This window comes from Paenibacillus peoriae KCTC 3763, from assembly GCF_000236805.1.
In the GTDB taxonomy this organism is placed as follows: Bacteria; Bacillota; Bacilli; order Paenibacillales; family Paenibacillaceae; genus Paenibacillus; species Paenibacillus peoriae.
In genome coordinates this window covers 33,585-48,975 of sequence record NZ_AGFX01000016.1, presented here as the reverse complement: position 1 = coordinate 48,975, position 15,391 = coordinate 33,585, and the positions used below count along the sequence as shown (strand labels likewise).

The 15,391-nt window shown below is 46.5% G+C and carries 18 protein-coding genes, 1 pseudogene and 1 other annotated feature; of the genes and pseudogenes, 8 read left to right on the top strand and 11 right to left on the bottom strand.

Annotated elements, in window-relative coordinates; genetic code table 11:
• Positions 1–85 precede the first annotated feature (85 nt).
• Positions 86–889, bottom strand: a complete 804-nt coding sequence (locus KQI_RS0110275; protein WP_010346694.1) for an NAD kinase — start codon at positions 887–889, stop codon at positions 86–88.
• Positions 890–955: 66 nt separating this feature from the next.
• Complete coding sequence (gene ylbJ, locus KQI_RS0110270; protein ID WP_010346693.1) at positions 956–2,248, bottom strand: sporulation integral membrane protein YlbJ; 1,293 nt, start codon at positions 2,246–2,248, stop codon at positions 956–958.
• Between the two features lie 421 nt (positions 2,249–2,669).
• Between ylbJ and KQI_RS0110265 the strand changes: the two genes are divergently transcribed.
• The gene (locus KQI_RS0110265) at positions 2,670–3,047 is read left to right on the top strand and encodes a globin domain-containing protein (RefSeq protein ID WP_010346692.1); all 378 of its coding nucleotides are present in this window, start codon (positions 2,670–2,672) and stop codon (positions 3,045–3,047) included.
• Positions 3,048–3,089: 42 nt separating this feature from the next.
• Positions 3,090–3,800 (top strand): DUF2225 domain-containing protein, encoded by a 711-nt coding sequence (locus KQI_RS0110260; protein WP_010346691.1) that lies wholly within the window; start codon positions 3,090–3,092, stop codon positions 3,798–3,800.
• 99 nt (positions 3,801–3,899) lie between these two features.
• Here the strand turns inward: KQI_RS0110260 and KQI_RS29205 are convergent, their stop codons facing one another.
• Positions 3,900–4,136, bottom strand: coding sequence for a hypothetical protein (locus tag KQI_RS29205; protein WP_010346690.1), 237 nt, complete (start codon positions 4,134–4,136; stop codon positions 3,900–3,902).
• Entirely contained in the window at positions 4,133–4,303 is a 171-nt protein-coding gene (locus tag KQI_RS27840; protein WP_007431992.1) for a YycC family protein, read from the bottom strand. Before KQI_RS27840 ends, KQI_RS29205 begins: the two co-directional genes overlap by 4 nt.
• 97 nt (positions 4,304–4,400) lie before the next feature.
• Here KQI_RS27840 and KQI_RS0110245 point away from each other — a divergent pair, with 97 nt between their 5' ends.
• Both KQI_RS0110245 and KQI_RS0110240 read left to right on the top strand, forming a co-directional pair.
• Positions 4,401–6,188: a M3 family oligoendopeptidase gene (locus KQI_RS0110245; RefSeq protein ID WP_010346689.1), complete on the top strand. Its 1,788-nt coding sequence runs from the start codon at positions 4,401–4,403 to the stop codon at positions 6,186–6,188.
• 257 nt (positions 6,189–6,445) lie between these two features.
• A complete protein-coding gene (locus KQI_RS0110240) occupies positions 6,446–6,856 on the top strand; it encodes a hypothetical protein (RefSeq protein ID WP_010346688.1) in 411 nt (136 codons plus the stop codon).
• 124 nt (positions 6,857–6,980) lie between these two features.
• On the opposite strand, the gene KQI_RS0110235 is transcribed toward KQI_RS0110240, so the two are convergent.
• Positions 6,981–7,217 carry an alpha/beta-type small acid-soluble spore protein gene (locus KQI_RS0110235; RefSeq protein WP_010346687.1) on the bottom strand — a complete coding sequence of 79 codons (237 nt, stop codon included), beginning with the start codon at positions 7,215–7,217 and terminating at the stop codon, positions 6,981–6,983.
• Positions 7,218–7,307: 90 nt separating this feature from the next.
• Positions 7,308–8,273 (bottom strand): aldose 1-epimerase, encoded by a 966-nt coding sequence (locus tag KQI_RS0110230; RefSeq protein WP_010346686.1) that lies wholly within the window; start codon positions 8,271–8,273, stop codon positions 7,308–7,310.
• Positions 8,274–8,415: 142 nt separating this feature from the next.
• Positions 8,416–8,672: a binding site (T-box leader), on the top strand.
• Positions 8,673–8,728: 56 nt separating this feature from the next.
• Between KQI_RS0110230 and trpS the strand changes: the two genes are divergently transcribed.
• A complete protein-coding gene (gene trpS, locus KQI_RS0110225) occupies positions 8,729–9,718 on the top strand; it encodes a tryptophan--tRNA ligase (RefSeq protein ID WP_010346685.1) in 990 nt (329 codons plus the stop codon).
• Positions 9,719–9,776: 58 nt separating this feature from the next.
• Here trpS and KQI_RS28790 read toward each other — a convergent pair whose 3' ends face one another.
• A complete protein-coding gene (locus tag KQI_RS28790) occupies positions 9,777–9,944 on the bottom strand; it encodes a hypothetical protein (protein ID WP_169314552.1) in 168 nt (55 codons plus the stop codon).
• A gap of 119 nt (positions 9,945–10,063) precedes the next feature.
• Here KQI_RS28790 and KQI_RS0110215 point away from each other — a divergent pair, with 119 nt between their 5' ends.
• Positions 10,064–10,285, top strand: coding sequence for an alpha/beta-type small acid-soluble spore protein (locus KQI_RS0110215; RefSeq protein WP_007431985.1), 222 nt, complete (start codon positions 10,064–10,066; stop codon positions 10,283–10,285).
• 262 nt (positions 10,286–10,547) lie between these two features.
• Here the strand turns inward: KQI_RS0110215 and KQI_RS0110210 are convergent, their stop codons facing one another.
• Complete coding sequence (locus tag KQI_RS0110210; RefSeq protein WP_010346682.1) at positions 10,548–11,531, bottom strand: metal-dependent hydrolase; 984 nt, start codon at positions 11,529–11,531, stop codon at positions 10,548–10,550.
• Positions 11,532–11,730: 199 nt separating this feature from the next.
• Between KQI_RS0110210 and cyoE the strand changes: the two genes are divergently transcribed.
• A complete protein-coding gene (gene cyoE, locus KQI_RS0110205; RefSeq protein ID WP_010346681.1) occupies positions 11,731–12,675 on the top strand; it encodes a heme o synthase in 945 nt (314 codons plus the stop codon).
• Positions 12,676–12,765: 90 nt separating this feature from the next.
• Here the strand turns inward: cyoE and KQI_RS0110200 are convergent, their stop codons facing one another.
• From KQI_RS0110200 to KQI_RS0110195, 3 genes and pseudogenes are all read right to left on the bottom strand, one after another.
• Positions 12,766–13,107 carry a toprim domain-containing protein gene (locus KQI_RS0110200; protein WP_010346679.1) on the bottom strand — a complete coding sequence of 114 codons (342 nt, stop codon included), beginning with the start codon at positions 13,105–13,107 and terminating at the stop codon, positions 12,766–12,768.
• Between the two features lie 163 nt (positions 13,108–13,270).
• A pseudogene (locus tag KQI_RS29795) lies at positions 13,271–13,339 on the bottom strand (YjcZ family sporulation protein); the annotation flags it as partial.
• A gap of 167 nt (positions 13,340–13,506) precedes the next feature.
• Positions 13,507–14,679: an MFS transporter gene (locus tag KQI_RS0110195; RefSeq protein ID WP_010346678.1), complete on the bottom strand. Its 1,173-nt coding sequence runs from the start codon at positions 14,677–14,679 to the stop codon at positions 13,507–13,509.
• Between the two features lie 223 nt (positions 14,680–14,902).
• On the opposite strand from KQI_RS0110195, the gene KQI_RS0110190 reads away from it, so the two are divergent.
• Positions 14,903–15,385 carry a hypothetical protein gene (locus KQI_RS0110190; protein ID WP_010346677.1) on the top strand — a complete coding sequence of 161 codons (483 nt, stop codon included), beginning with the start codon at positions 14,903–14,905 and terminating at the stop codon, positions 15,383–15,385.
• The last annotated feature ends 6 nt before the right edge of the window (positions 15,386–15,391 follow it).

Here is a 15,391-nt window from a genome sequence, read left to right as displayed (position 1 = left end):
TATGTAAGTGCGGTATCTTTAGGGTGAAAGTCCCGAACCTCTTACTCAAAATAAAAAAGAGCCGAAGTCGGCTCCTTTACAGGTTCTAATTGAGAAAAGCGTTGCGTACCCGATCCCAAAAGGGAAAAGGGCGATAACGAGCGAAGCTGATTTTTTGACTTGAGACCTGACAGCGAACAGAGATCAGATCATCCACAGGAAAGTTCAGGTGATCTACAGTCAATAAAAGACGCTGTTCCTTTCGCGAAAAAATATCACAATGGTGGTGTTTGGGCAGGAGCAAGGGCGATCCCAGTGTCCGATATACTCGGTTATTAATGGAAGCGATCTCCGTTAATTGCAAGGCTTCAATGGTGGGATGAACCATCGCTCCGCCGAGTGCTTTATTATAGGCAGTCGTTCCGGAAGGCGTCGAAACGCATATGCCGTCACCACGGAACATTTCAAAGGTAATATCGTTAATATCTACCTGGGCAACAACAGTACCATCTACGCCTTTTAACGTGAATTCATTCAAGGCGATAAAAGAGGCATTTCCAGACTTTTTGCGAATCTCCAATTCAATCAGCGGATACTTGACGATTCTCGGGTTAAGCAACCCCTCAGATTCGCTTTGGCTCATCAGGTCGATTAGCTCCTCCAGCTCGTCCGCATGCCAATCAGCGTAAAAGCCCAGGTGACCGGTATGTACACCAACAAAGGCAATATCCGGAATTCGGTCGATGAAGGTATGAAACGCATGAAGCATCGTACCATCGCCTCCAATAGACACGACGATTTCCGGCGATTCGGCATCCAGCTTGAAATTCTTTTGTTGGGCAAGACGGTGAAATTGCTGGCTCAAGTCCATGGAGTGCTGATCCCCGCGATCCAGAACATAATATCTCAAGATGAAAAGCTCCTTTGTCATGGGTATATACCGATCATAATCAATTATGAGCAAGAACACAATCGTTCATTGCCTGTACGTCCTTTTCCACCATGCGAATAAGTGACTTGTACCGACGCTCAAGCAGGAGAGAGCCAGCATCCCTACGAGCAGGCAGGCAAGGAGCAGGAGGCTTTGCAACAGCATGGCAGACGAAAAGCCGGGGGACCATGTGATGTCATATATCGGATAAAACACGGGCGAGCTTCCTTGGCCCATTAGCGGACGCCATAACAGAAGAGCCAGCAGTGCTGAGATGACACCGTGCGCAGCCCGTGCCAGCAAAAATGGCATATATCGTAGATTTGTCATATTTAAAATACTTGCGACCTGCGCATGAACAGACAGCCCTCCCCAGGAGAGAACAAAAGCTGCTGCGGCCACTTTGAACGGCAACGCCGCTCCTGTGGCTTCACCTGCTGCTTGTGCTCCTAAGGTGACCTCGAAAATACCGCCCACAATAGACTCTGTTAACGTAGGAGGAAGACCGCATACAGTCAATAAGCTCGCCGTAACCAGACGAAGGCCGCTCATTAAACCTGAGTTCGTCAAAGCCTCCAGAATAACGCAGAAGAATACAACCAGCCCTCCTACGACAATAATAAGGCGTAGAGAGGAAGTAATCGCCTGACGGAGCAGCTCGCCAAACGGACGCCCATCTTCCAAGCGCGCTGCATGCATGGCATACAGGGCTTGACGCAGCTGCCCCGGCTGCCGTACAGGGGACGTGCTTGTCTTTACATCCGAGGTACTACCGGACGCTGGTCCAGATTGCCCGCCATGAATATCAGCATCCCCTGAACGGGAACCATGAAAGCGCATGAGCAGGCCGATGATCAGCACACCACCGTAATGGGCTGCACCCAGTACGAGTGCAATTTCTAGCTGATGGAAGAAGCCGACGGAAACCGCACCGATCAGAAAGATGGGATCAGAGGAAGTTGTAAATGCGACCAAACGCTCTCCTTCAATGCGGGTAATCCATCGTTGTTCCCACAGCTTGGCTGTTAGTTTGGCCCCTATCGGGTAGCCGGATGCACAGCTGACTGCAGCGACGAAGCCTCCGCAGCCAGGTACACGGAAAAGAGGCTGCATCAGCGGGTCTAGCAGCGCACCCATGAAATGAACAATTCCGAAACCGAGGAGTAGCTCGGAAATCACAAAAAACGGGAATAAAGAAGGGAACAGCACGTCCCACCAGATGGCAAGACCACGCAGTCCGGCATTCAGCGAAGATTGCGGATATGCGGCCATAAGCACAAATAGGGACAGTAGTATAAGGATGAGCAAAGGAAGCGAGTAACGACGGTACAGCGACATAGAGGCCCCTCCTTTGGAGTTGTACTATTATTCCTATGTCGGGGAAGGACAAAGAGTACAAAAAAATAAAGAAAGCGATTGCATGAAAAGCTGTATTTTTGTAAAGAGTATGTTAAAATAGGAAAACAACGATCCATAACCTTAAGGATGGAGTGATCAGGATGAGTATCGTTGCCGGTTTGCTTGTCTGTGCTTTTGTGTATGTTATTCGTGTCTCTCGCGTCCATCCCGGTGAAGAGGATTGGCGAAGTTATTAGTTATAATTAGTTATATTCATAGCTGACGGTGCTGTATATAACCAAGCAAACCTGTCTTCATATGTACAAATGATAAGATGACGCTTATTTTTAGCGTCATTTTTTGTTTTTTGTTATAATACGGGTGTATATTTATTACCATAGCACAGAAAGTTGGGGGAAAAGTGAATCCTGGTCTGAGCATTTATGACAATCTTGGGGGTGCGGAAGGTGTTCGTGCTATTATTGAGGCCTTCTACCCGAGAGTGTATAAAGATCCATTGTTAAGTCCACTGTTCCCTGAAGACATGGAACCAATTAAGGAAAAACAGTTCATGTTCCTGAGCCAGTTTTTTGGAGGTCCGTCCCTGTTTTCCGATGCATATGGTCATCCGATGTTACGTGCCAGACATATGAAGTTTCCCGTAACGGAGGAGCGAGCAGAGGCATGGTTGACTTGTATGGCGGGGGCGTTAACGGATGCGGGCATTGAGGAGCCGCTTCGTTTAATCATACTTAACCGTTTGTCCGGTCCTGCGCATCATTTTGTAAATACCCCGTAAGCTTACGGGGATTTCCGAATTTTGGAGAGGGTTGTAAACACATTGGAAATTGAACCGTTATATCAGATTAAAATCGTTTGTCCGCATTGTGAACAGGATTTTCAGACCTCCCGTGTCAGACCAAGCCTGAAAAAGGCCATTCGTACGGATTCAGACTTTTGTGCGTATTACAAAAATGAAAATCCCGATTTTTACGTCGTACGTGTCTGTCCCCATTGCGGATTTACCTCAACAGAGCATTCTATCGTTCAGTTAAGCAGTCTGCAAAGCAAGCTTTTTAAAGACAAAATTGGCAATCGGTGGCAGTCCCGTGAATATGCGGGTCACCGCAGTTGGGAAGTGGCGTTAGAAACGTATAAACTGGCTTTACTCTGCGCGCAGGTTATCGGTGAAAAGGACCGGGTGATCGCCAGTTTGTTGCAGCATATTGCATGGATGTACCGATACCAGGGAAATGAGGAGCAGGAGCTTCGTTTTCTCCAATTTAGCCTGGATGCCTACATCCGGGTGTATGAGCTGGAAGGTGTCGGAGCGAATAATGCGAAGCTGCTCTATCTGATTGGAGAGCTGAATCGGCGCATAGGCAATTTTAACGAAGCGGTGCGCTGGTTTTCGCGTGTCATTAATGATAAGAAAATTATGGATGCGGCGATGATCCGGGCTTCCCGTGAACAATGGACTGTACTGCGAGAGCAAATGCTGGCTAAGGATATCAGTTTGCCAGAGGAAATGCAGGACGCAAGCTCTTCTTAAGAAAAGAAAGGTGTGTACTATGGCCGCTTCAGGCTCATGGTTCACACCTTGTTTGTAAAACGGGTTATCTTGTCTTGCAACTGCCAACTGCCTCATGAATTAATGATGGCGGAGTGTGCTATCTGACAGCAAATAATCGGCATCACAATCCACCAAAGTTATCTTGTTATGGCAGCATGGGAACACAAGCAGCTTTTTCATACCTTCATGGATGAGCTTAAGCTCTTTTGGTTTCAGGGGTAGCAAAACATTCTCATGTTCGCAAAACGGACAAGATTGTACATAAACGTCCCCCATGACAATGTCGTAAGGCCAGGTTTTATGAAAAGGGATCATGATTTGTCCGACTCTCCGCCGTTCGGGTCAGTGGTTTCTTCTTTGGCCAGTTCGGCCAGCTTTTGCATCAAAATGTGCTGGGGTGTATGCATAAGGTGTTCCAGCGGAATGCCAAGCTTTTCGGATAATTTCACAGCCGTTTCCGGCGAAATTTGTAAGGGTCTCATCCTGTATTCCTCCCAATTGTAGTGATTTTATCATCACGATGTAGCTTTATTGTATATGAAACCACATGAATTCGCCAAAAAGAAAGGTGGAACTATTATGAAAACACCGTTAAAGCAAACATGGGATCTGGAATCTATATTCAGTGGAGGCTCCTCCTCTGCTTCATTTCAGGCATTTTTGGAGGAATTGGAGGGCAAAGTTCAGCAATTGCAATCTCAGCTTAAAGCTGTGAATGTACCACAGACGGTATTGGATACCGAGCGTCTGGATAGTGTGCTGAATAGCATGCAGGAGCTGTTTAATGGTGCGTCGCAGGCGGGTTCCTTTGTTTCTTGTCTCACTGCTCAAAACCAGCACGACAAGCTTGCTGTCCAACTGGGGGCACGCGTGAATACACTGTACGCACAGGGGAAAAGTGCTTTGGTATCTTTCCAGAACCTGCTGGCACAAACCAGTGAAGACATTTGGCAGAAATGGATGGAGCGTGAAGCCATCAAGCCGATTTCTTTTGTCCTGACTGAATACCGGAATGAAGCACGTGAGAAAATGGCACCTGAGCTAGAGAGCCTTGCATTGGATTTGGGTGTAGACGGCTACCATGGCTGGGGTGACTTTTATGATACGATTGTCAAAAATATGACGATTCCTGTACAAGAGAATGGCGAGATCGTAAACCTGTCTGTTGGGCAAGCGGCTAATAAATTGGATGAACCGGATCGCAGTGTGCGTCAGGACGTGTTTGCACGTTGGGAGGAGGCATGGACTCAGGTTGAGGACTATTGTGCGGATACGCTGAATCACCTGGCAGGGTTTCGTCTCAAGCTATATGAAAACCGGGGCTGGACAGACGTGCTTAAGGAGCCGCTCGAAATTAGTCGTATGTCAGCACAAACGCTCGATACCATGTGGCAGGTTATTAATGATACAAAGCCAATTCTGGTCAAATATTTGGAACGGAAGGCGAAATTGCTGGGGTTAGAGAAGCTGTCCTGGCATGATGTTGAGGCTCCATTGGGGACATCGACCACTAAAATCTCTTACGACGACGCAGCCGTTACGATTGTTGAGCAATTCGGCAAATTCAGTTCAAGAATGGCTGACTTTGCCCAAATGGCTTTTGAGAAAAGCTGGATTGAAGCAGAGGATCGTCCAGGAAAACGTCCTGGTGGCTTCTGTACATCCTTGCGACTCAGCAAAGAGACCCGTATTTTTATGACCTATGCCGGATCACCTTCCAACGTTTCGACACTGGCCCATGAACTTGGACACGGTTATCACCAGCATGTAATGAACGAATTACATCCGCTGAATCAAAATTATGCCATGAACGTGGCTGAAACAGCGTCGACGCTGGCAGAACTTATTGTGTCGGATGCTTTGCTGGAAGCTGCCGAAGGTCAGGAGAAGGTCGCTTTGCTAGAGGACAAAATCCAGCGCGGAATAGCCTTCTTCATGAACATTCACGCCCGCTTCCTGTTTGAAACCCGGTTTTACGAATTGCGGAAAAAAGGGGTCGTAGGAGCGCAGCAGCTAAGCGAGTTAATGGAGCAAGCGCAGCGTGAAGCCTTCAGCGGTGTTCTGGATGAGGTGCACCCTCATTTTTGGGCGTCCAAGCTGCATTTTTATATTACGGACACGCCATTCTACAATTTCCCGTATACATTCGGGTACATGTTCAGTGCAGGGATTTACGCTTTTGCGAAAAAGAATCCAGACGGTTTTGCCGATCAATATGATGCTTTACTGCGTGATACAGGTCGCATGACGGTGGAAGAACTGGCATTCAAGCATTTGGGTACCGATCTAACACAATCTGACTTCTGGCGTAATGCTGCGCAAGTTACCGTTCAGGACATTGAGCAATTTTTGCAAATGACAGACTAACAGAAATACACTTGAAGCAGGTCTCCCGCAAGGGAGGCCTTTTTTGTATTTAATGCAGAAAATGAAGAATAACGTCATAATATGTAAAAATGTTATTGATGTTACCTGTTAGCGAAATTTAAATTAGTGGATATACTTAGATAATAGTTATAAATACCCATTTATGTTGATTCTGATTGTAACGTTAAAAATATTCACATATAATTGAGTCGTAAGACCTATTAAAAATTTCAAAACAGGTATATGGGAGGATTTTTATGAAAGAAGATTTAGGTCAATTGTCTTTAATGAGACAGCTGGATATCGTTTTTAAAGAGCTGGATCATGAGCTGGCGGGTTTGTCGTCAGGCATCGTATTTGTACAAATACGCAATAATGTAATTGGAAAATTTGGGATCAGACATAATCCGATTGCAGGAAAGGGAGGCACATTTGCAGTTGTAGAGCCAGGATTATCCGTGAAGCATCGTGAGGATTTTCGTCACATGGCCCTGGAAACGTTAAATCACAAGCGTAGCTGGACTCACGGTGAGATTGCTTTTGATTTTGCTGTAAGACAGGGGATCATTCTGGTGGATGCCACGCTGGAATCGAACTATAACATGGCGAATCTCATGATCCGTTATAATAAGCCTACATATCGAGATCGAGCGGCCAATTCGGAATAATCATCCATAAAAGAATAAAAGGAAAGGCGGCCTCCCATAGGGAGACCGCCTTTGTTATATGCTCGTCATAACGCGCATTTTGTTAAAATACAATGAACGAAATGCTCATGTGGAATAATGACGCTTATTGACCTGAACGACCTGATAATTGCTGTTCGGCCAGCTGTACTAAGCGTTTAGTGATATAGCCTCCCAGAGAACCAGCCTCACGGGATGGCATATCACCATAGTAACCGTCTGCCGGAATGGTGATGCCCAGTTCTTGCGCAGCTTCATATTTCAGTTGTTGCAGTGCGTTGGTGGCTTGAGGAACGACCAGAGTGTTGCTGCGACGTCCTCTGCCTTGATTGGCCTCATTCATGTGTAGTCACCTCCTTCGGCTGTGATGAGGTTAGTATGCGACAGTGTTATGAAAATATGCGCCGAAGGAAGGAAAGTATAAAAAGGAGAATTATGGTTGATGAATGTGGATCTGAGTCTTGAGGTTGATGGATTGCTGTGGCTCCAGACGAATCAATCCACCTTCTCCGACAGGATCAGATAAATTGGGAGCGTCAGACAGCCAGGTATAAGGTTCAATGCAGAGATATTGATCGCATTCGCCTTTGGTATACAACACCCAATACTTAAAGTATTGCTCATCTGCTGTATAGCGAATCTGATAACCGTCATCACGAGTCAATAGAGCTTCAGCAGGACCCTCCGATGCCCGCAGCAGAGTGTCCAGGTTCGTTCCTTTCAGAGAGAGCCCTGAAGAGAGCTGTTCCAAATCCTCCAAAGCAGTAATTTTACCCGTAGGGAGCTGTTCAGCATCCTGCTCATATACTCCGTTCACAGGCAGCTTCAGGCGCCAGCGCTCAGGTTCTCCGTCCACCATAAACCAGGTATGATATCCCAAGCCAAATGGTGCTGCTTTTTCCCCCAGATTCGTTACTTGCAGCGTTTGACTTAATACAGAACCCTGCAAGCGGTAAGTCATCTCCAGACGCAAAGGAGTGGGGAACTGCTCGATCCAGTGCGGATCATTTTCTGTCAGAAGCTCGGTAGTTACGCTGCAACCTTCCTCATCTTCTTCAATATCACTGCAGCGCCAAGATTGGTTGCGGTGCAGGCCGTGTATATGATTGTCGTTGGCTGTGTTTCGGTCAAACTGATATGAAACACCATCAAACTCAAATTGTCCTTTGCGGATTCGCCCTGGAGGGATCAAAATCGGCAAGCCAAAATGATAAGGCTTTTGTAAATAAAAAGCCAATTCCTCCTCGCCGGGACGCCGTACGATATCCCGGTTCAGCTTCAGATCACGCACTGAAATAATATTATTCCCGAGGCGAGGGATCATTGTAACTTCCAGCTCAGGGCTATGTAAAACATACGTGTCGTAACCGTTCCAGTGTTCTTTGGTCACTTGTTTCATATTCCATGCTCCTTTGTCCACTATAATCGGTTGAAGCTTTGTGTCATTATGATAACAGATTTTTGATCGCAGGGCACAATCATCATTTGACAATAACATTATACGGAATTATCATTAAATGTAATTTAGAAAGTAATGACATGGAAACACGATGATGAGGACAAGTAAGCTTTGCACAAGCTCTTCAGAAAGCCGATGGTAGATGAGAATCGGTGAGCCTGTATTGCTGAATGGACCTTGGAGTGCCGTACAGAACGGGATTTGACCATTCTCAGTATGACGGCCGATTGCTCCCCGTTAACGGAGTTTTAAGATTGCTGGCAGCCATGGACATAGTCCCGACAAGTGTTAGGCTGGCGGCAATGAATAAGGGTGGTACCACGGTCTCGCGTCCCTTGAGGATGCGGGGCCTTTTTGCGTTCAAAATGAATTAAATCTTAGGAGGAATGATGAACATGAAAACTGTACTTTCGGGCATTCAGCCCAGCGGACAACTTACTTTGGGCAATTACATCGGTGCAATGAAAAATTTCGTAAAATTACAAGAGGATCACCAATGTTACTTTATGGTTGTAGACCTCCATGCAATTACCGTACCGCAGGAACCGGCTCAATTGCGCGAGCAGTCTGAGGCGGTAGCAGCATTGTTTATCGCAGCAGGCATTAATCCAGAGAAATCCAACGTCTTCTTACAATCCCATGTTCCTCAGCATGCTGAATTGGGATGGTTGATGACAACACTGACGAATATGGGCGAGTTGGAACGTATGACCCAGTTCAAGGACAAAGCGGCTGGCAAGGATTCCGTAGGAGCGGGGCTATTCGTATATCCGTCGCTGATGGCAGCGGACATTTTGCTCTACAATGCGGATCTTGTCCCGGTAGGTGAAGACCAGAAACAGCATCTGGAACTGACACGTGATTTGGCAGGCCGTTTTAATCACCGCTATGGAGATTATTTTACGGTTCCCGAACCTTACATTCCTGAAGTAGGGGCGAGAATTATGTCCCTTGATGATGCATCCAAAAAAATGAGCAAGAGCAACCCGAATGCTGGTAGCTATATTGCTCTGCTGGACGAACCGAAAGTCATTCGCAAAAAAATCAGCCGCGCTACTACCGATTCTGGTAGTGAGGTTAGATATGATCCGGCAGGTAAACCGGAAGTTAGCAATCTGATGGGCATTTATAGCCAATGTTCCGGTTTGTCGCTCCAAGAAGTACAGGATCGCTTTGAAGGTCAAATGTACGGCACGTTCAAAAAAGAACTGGCAGAGGCTGTTGTAGCTACACTTGAGCCAATTCAGCAGCGGTACCATGACATCCGGGAGTCCGGTGAGATTGGACGTATTTTGGCCCAATCCGCAGAGCGTGCGCGAGAAGCCGCTGAAGTCACGCTGACTGCGGTCAAAGAGCGCATGGGCTTTTTACCCCAATTACGCTAAAAGCACATATAGTCAAAGCAGCAGGCAGCCAACGCAATCCGGTGCGTGATAGGATGGGCTAGGAGCGGCGTTGGCGGGCCTTGACCACAAAGCCCCAGCCGATATTGCCTACAGAAAGAAGTCCGAGTAAAATAGCGAGCCATGCGGAATAACTGATCGATATAGCGGCTGCTGTCAGCAGGACAATGGATGAAACGGCGAACCACAGGGATAAACTTTTGCTCATGGTAAAAACCTCCAGCTTCGAATGTTGAATTTCAGGAATAAGCAGGTGTAAGCGAGCCATAATAATCTTGCAAGCTTGCAATGAACCTCACTCACAAAGAACTGAAAGGAGATTCAAATATGAGCAGACGTCGTTCAAACAACCTGCAAGTACCGCAGGCCAACGCCGCTTTACAACAATTAAAATATGAGGCCGCTCAAGAACTGGGCATCACCATCCCTCAGGACGGTTACTATGGTAATGTCGTTTCCCGTGAAACAGGATCCCTTGGGGGATACATCACGAAAAAGCTGGTCCAACAAGCAGAGCAATCCTTGTCTGGCAGCAGCCGCATGCAGTAATACACATAAGCGCTCCATCTTGGAAGCTGTATTATGAACAACTGTGATGAAAGAAAATCCGGAGTATTCATGCTCCGGGTTTTTTTTGCGTATGGCTTATGACCATTGTGGATCACGCAAGTCCGCTTCGTCAAGAGGGCGCTTTCATCTAGCACTTCATGAGGGTGTAATTTTTTCGACCAGCAAAAAAAGCAAGCTCCAAGATCACAGGAGACTTGCTGTTTGTCGTTCACAAGGTTGGCGGTTTGCTTACAAGCAATTGTTAATTTGTATGCAAAGAGAGGCGTTTTTGCATTTTTTCATGACTGAGCCAGCCGATATAACTGTTGATCAGTTTGAACTCCTTATCCATCGCGACGACGGCGACGAATGGATATTGTTTTCGGTGACGATACCTTACATCCGCCCACCGCACAACGTAGCCCCATTCCAGTTCCTCCACCTCGGCAACGGCAAAGGAGGAAAAATAACGAAATGACTGCACATCGCGATAGGATTTGGAAGCTTCTGCGGCCGGATGTGTGGATGGGACCGCATGCTTCGTCCAAAACAAATGCTTTCCATTTAATCTGCCAATGTCATAACTTCCATTCTGGTGTGCTTTTACCACATGCCACCGGTTCCATGAAACCGTGGGGATAATATAATAGTTATTTCCCTGCCGGCGCTCGTCGTCCATATCACGTACCCAATTTTTGAGACGGAAATGATTCCAGGTGCGCCAAATGTAATACAAGCCAAGAGCGACGTACAGTGTAATAAATAAGGGAGTGGGTGGAATCAATCCGGTGATCCACAGCATAATCGCAGCAACATGGGTGCCGAAAATAAAGGGATCAAAGATGTGGATGATATTCCATGATATCCACTTGTCCGTAAAAGGCCGGAATGCCTGTGTCCCATACGTATTAAACAAATCGGTGAACACATGCAGGCAGACGGCAATCGTTACCCAGAGAGCTACATGGCCTGCGGACACATCCCTGAAAATAAGGCAAATCAGTCCCGTTATGGACAAGATCCATATGAACCAGAAGGGAATGGAATGTGACAGTCCACGGTGATTGCGAATGTAGGCTGCATTGTTCTTCAACCGAAACAGGGTGTCAAAATCCGGAGCTTGTGACCCTACAACCGTCGCGAGCAGAATGACTGCCGCCAACTTTGGATCTCCGGCGACGGCAGGATCAGTGTAGGCCAGCCCGGCCAACCCGACCCCCATGACAAAGTGTGTGGCTGTATCCATATCTGTCGCTCCTTTGAATTTTCCTCTACTTATTACTACCCAAATTTACTCTAAACGATCAACAGGGTCGATTTACCGCCCAATTGTGAACGTTTTGTGCGTTTTCTGTCAAACTTTTTAGGGGGAAGGTATGATAAAATTTATATCGGAGTTGAACTTACTCCCGAATTCATATATCTCTAAGGGGGAGTTACTCATAATGGATAACATCAGTTATAAGGCTTCTTCGGATGCGGCTGCTTACACAGTGAAATCTAAGCCACCCGGTAAAGCGGGCACATGGAAAGATTTTATTACAGTCACCAAGCCAGGTATTCTTCGTACAAATCTGGTTGCAGCCTTTGGTGGTTTTTGGTTAGCTTCACAATGGGACGTTGACTATATAAAGTTAATTCTTACACTTTTAGGTACAATGCTGATTATGGCCTCTTCTTGTGTCTTTAACAACTATTTTGATCGTGAGTTGGACATGAAGATGGAACGTACACGTAATCGCTCATTACCAACAGGGCGTTTGACCCCTACAACGGTGTTGTCATACGCTATTATTTTGGGCATCGCCGGGTTGGTTGTGCTGTTCTCCTTCTCTGGTTTCAAGGCAGGACTACTGGGCATACTTGGCATGTTCGTTTACGTCGGTATTTATACACTTTGGTTGAAAAGATCGTCTACATGGAGTACATCTATCGGCGGTATTTCAGGGGCAATGCCACCTGTAATCGGTTATGTGGCTGTTTCCGGTCGTATTGACATGGGCGCATGGCTCTTATTCGCTCTGTTGTTTTTATGGCAACCGCCTCACTTCTGGGCACTTGCGATTCGCCGAGTTGAGGAGTATCGTGCGGCAGGATTTCCATTGCTGCCAGTCGTGAAGGGCATTCATCGGACTAAGATTCAAATGATTCCTTATATTGTGTTGTTGATTCCGGTACCCATTCTTATGTACGCTTATGGGTATGCCGGTATGATTTTCATGATTGTGTCCGTGTTATTGTCTGTCCTTTGGGCATTTTATGCCTTTAAAGGTTTTACGATTAAGGAAGAAGAAACGGATTCCTGGGCTAAAAAAGTATTTTTCTTTTCCATTAATCATCTGACACTCAGCTTCCTGCTGATGATCGTTGATACGGTTCATAAGTTCTAACATGAATGTTAGTACCATTTGTTAGGGTCACCCTATAGCTGTCCAACAGGCATCAAAGCAGCCTGCGGACAGCTATATTTGTTTTTCAGACTAAAGGACAGGTGGATATAAAATATATTCCTCCAGCCCTGCCTTTTCCAATTGAGCGATCACATATTCATCAGGAGTGCCTTCAACGCCGGCATATCCTTTGCGGGTATACACATGATGTGCATCCGGAAAAGTGTCTGCAAGCACACCCCGTATTTTCTTCCCGGAGCTGTCGTTGTCCATAAATAAGTATATTTCGTCATCCTTGACATGCTTGCGGAGGGATTCCAGTTTTGTAGTGTTTAATGTGCCGAAGGTGCACAAAATGTGAACCTCCGAGTCAAGTAATCGGCGAAGTTTACTGCGGTCATTTTTTCCTTCGACAATGACGGTAATTGCCATCTTGCCACCCCCTGCTTGATGCCTGTGCTCGAAATTCCCCGGGAAATGAAGAATATGTGTATAGTGTAGCTCCAAATGAGGTTCTCATGCAAAAAACAATAAAACAGCCCGCCAGAAGTGGCAGGCATGGATACAAAGACGGCATGTTAGGGCAATTCAGATATTAAATCCAGCAAGTACGGAGAATGATGACGAGAAGAACATAGAGAACAAGAATGGTGCCGGTTGAGGTTCCTAAAACATGGCAAGGGCTTACAGGATGACAGTGGCTCACTGGCTGCACCTCCCTTTTTTAATAAATTGCTCAGTCAAATTAGTCTATGTTGGTAGGGATATTTGGTACTGTGCATTTGCCCTCTGGAGCATCATTTTGGGCTATAAAGGTAGCCGTATCTTAAATTAGCTGGAATGATAGGGTCCGGGGGCAGATAATGGCGGTGTCGAAGATAAGCGCTTTACAGGAATAAGCAGCAAACCGAGCATTAGAATTAAGAATGCGACAAAAAAAGGAGACAGATTATCTGGCAGCTGACCCGCCAGGACAGGCCCAGCAAAGGAGCCGATGGATGTTGCAATAGATTGCAGTGCAAAGGTTTTACCTAGTCGTGTACCTCCAAGCCGTATAAAGAGAGAGGCAAGTGCAGGGAAAATGATGCCTTTGGCTGTCCCCAAAATAAAAAGAATAATGCCGATTATCGCTTCGGGTACGATGGCGAGTGCGTAGAAGCTTAGGGACATTAGAATAATGCCGCAAATCAGCCGCACCATCGGTGAATATTTGTTTAGAAAAAGCAGGCTGAGCGTACAGAGCGCTCCCAAGCTGATGATGGAAAAGAGCAATCCGGTGGACATCATGGACGCAGAACCGTTATTCCGCAATGGGATCTCATAAAATAAAATGCCTTGTGCGCATGCTAAAACAAAAGGCAGGAACAGATAACGCCAATTGAATGGTATAAGTGGCTGTGACCCGGATAATGGAGCAGGTGTCGTTTGTCCGTCCGATAATTGGGCCTGTGGAGCGGGGGCCGCTTTAGGCAAGGTGAAATACGCCATAAGTCCCGTGACTACGAGAATGATGCCAAGGGAGCTGAATGTCTCACTAAAGCCGAAGCTGGCTACGATGAACGCTCCCGCTGCTGGAGACAGGACAGAGGCCAGCGTGTGGACGACGCCGTGTCCTGACATATATTTGCCCTGTGTAACCGGATGATCGGATAGCTGTGCCAGCATAGCCAGACAGGCAGGGGACAAAAAGGCCAGCACAAAACCGCTAATCGCACGCAGAAAAAGTAATTCCCACGGGGTGTGGATGTACGATTGAATGATAAGGATGATGCCTGCGGTTGTCAGGCTGAACATAATATATCGGCGGCTGCCGTGCTTGTCGACCATGGGTCCGGCCATCAAATTACCAGGCAAGTGGGTCAGGGAGTAAATCCCCATCATCCAGCCGATAAAGGTAGGTGCCGCACCCAGGGAAATAGCGAATGGTGTCAGAATAGGATATTGTGCATGCAGGTCAAAAAAGGCAATGAACAAAAAGAGATACAGCCAGAGAGCTGTTTTCAAGTGGATGACCCCCTTTCCCTAATGTAAATTTTCATACTGGTTCGTATCGGCCCTTCCTAAGTAGTACGCGGGAGTGGACGAACATAGACCATTTTGTACGGACAAGATTTGAATGAACATGCAGCGGGAAAGAGCTAAGCTGACAGGACATCATGGAATCATGTATAATTACAGAGACAATTTTGCAATTTGAATCATGCAGTTGAAATGGGAGTGTAGCGAAATGGATAAGAACGTCTGGACAGAGTTTTTGCAACATAATTGGCAGATCGTTCAGGATAACTGGCTGTATATATTGATTGGGCTTGTCCTATTGTTTGTCATATTGAATATTGTAAAAACTCTTTTAAAATGGCTGATCGTCATTGTTGTGGTTGCAGGCTTGCTAATCTACAGTGGTATCTCCTTTGAGCAGGTCGGCAAGGTCGTTACTCAGGCAAAGGATGATGCGATTAACAAGGTTCAGAGCGAGGCTTTGAACATGATGATAAAAGAGGGCCAAAATGCAAAATACACGTCCAATGGGGATGGTACATTTTCGGTAACCAGCTCCAATCTGGAAGTAAAAGGTCCGTTTGAGGGTGACAAGGTCAAGGTATGGTATCAGGGCATGTCGCTGGGCGAGTGGAGTATGAGCGATACAGTCAAGAAATATATCGAAAGTGCGAAAGGCTTGGCTGTTACACAGTCGCCGCAGTCGCCATAAGACAGG

Bases quoted from the DNA above. Each gene is read 5' to 3' on its own strand.
- cyoE (WP_010346681.1), top strand. From the start codon at position 11,731: ATGGATAACATCAGTTATAAGGCTTCTTCGGATGCGGCTGCTTACACA.
- KQI_RS29205 (WP_010346690.1), bottom strand. From the start codon at position 4,136: ATGATCCCTTTTCATAAAACCTGGCCTTACGACATTGTCATGGGGGAC.
- trpS (WP_010346685.1), top strand. From the start codon at position 8,729: ATGAAAACTGTACTTTCGGGCATTCAGCCCAGCGGACAACTTACTTTG.
- KQI_RS0110200 (WP_010346679.1), bottom strand. From the start codon at position 13,107: ATGGCAATTACCGTCATTGTCGAAGGAAAAAATGACCGCAGTAAACTT.
- ylbJ (WP_010346693.1), bottom strand. From the start codon at position 2,248: ATGTCGCTGTACCGTCGTTACTCGCTTCCTTTGCTCATCCTTATACTA.
- KQI_RS0110210 (WP_010346682.1), bottom strand. From the start codon at position 11,531: ATGGATACAGCCACACACTTTGTCATGGGGGTCGGGTTGGCCGGGCTG.
- KQI_RS0110190 (WP_010346677.1), top strand. From the start codon at position 14,903: ATGGATAAGAACGTCTGGACAGAGTTTTTGCAACATAATTGGCAGATC.
- KQI_RS28790 (WP_169314552.1), bottom strand. From the start codon at position 9,944: ATGAGCAAAAGTTTATCCCTGTGGTTCGCCGTTTCATCCATTGTCCTG.
- KQI_RS0110235 (WP_010346687.1), bottom strand. From the start codon at position 7,217: ATGAATGAGGCCAATCAAGGCAGAGGACGTCGCAGCAACACTCTGGTC.
- KQI_RS0110245 (WP_010346689.1), top strand. From the start codon at position 4,401: ATGAAAACACCGTTAAAGCAAACATGGGATCTGGAATCTATATTCAGT.
- KQI_RS0110240 (WP_010346688.1), top strand. From the start codon at position 6,446: ATGAAAGAAGATTTAGGTCAATTGTCTTTAATGAGACAGCTGGATATC.
- KQI_RS0110230 (WP_010346686.1), bottom strand. From the start codon at position 8,273: ATGAAACAAGTGACCAAAGAACACTGGAACGGTTACGACACGTATGTT.
- KQI_RS27840 (WP_007431992.1), bottom strand. From the start codon at position 4,303: ATGAGACCCTTACAAATTTCGCCGGAAACGGCTGTGAAATTATCCGAA.
- KQI_RS0110215 (WP_007431985.1), top strand. From the start codon at position 10,064: ATGAGCAGACGTCGTTCAAACAACCTGCAAGTACCGCAGGCCAACGCC.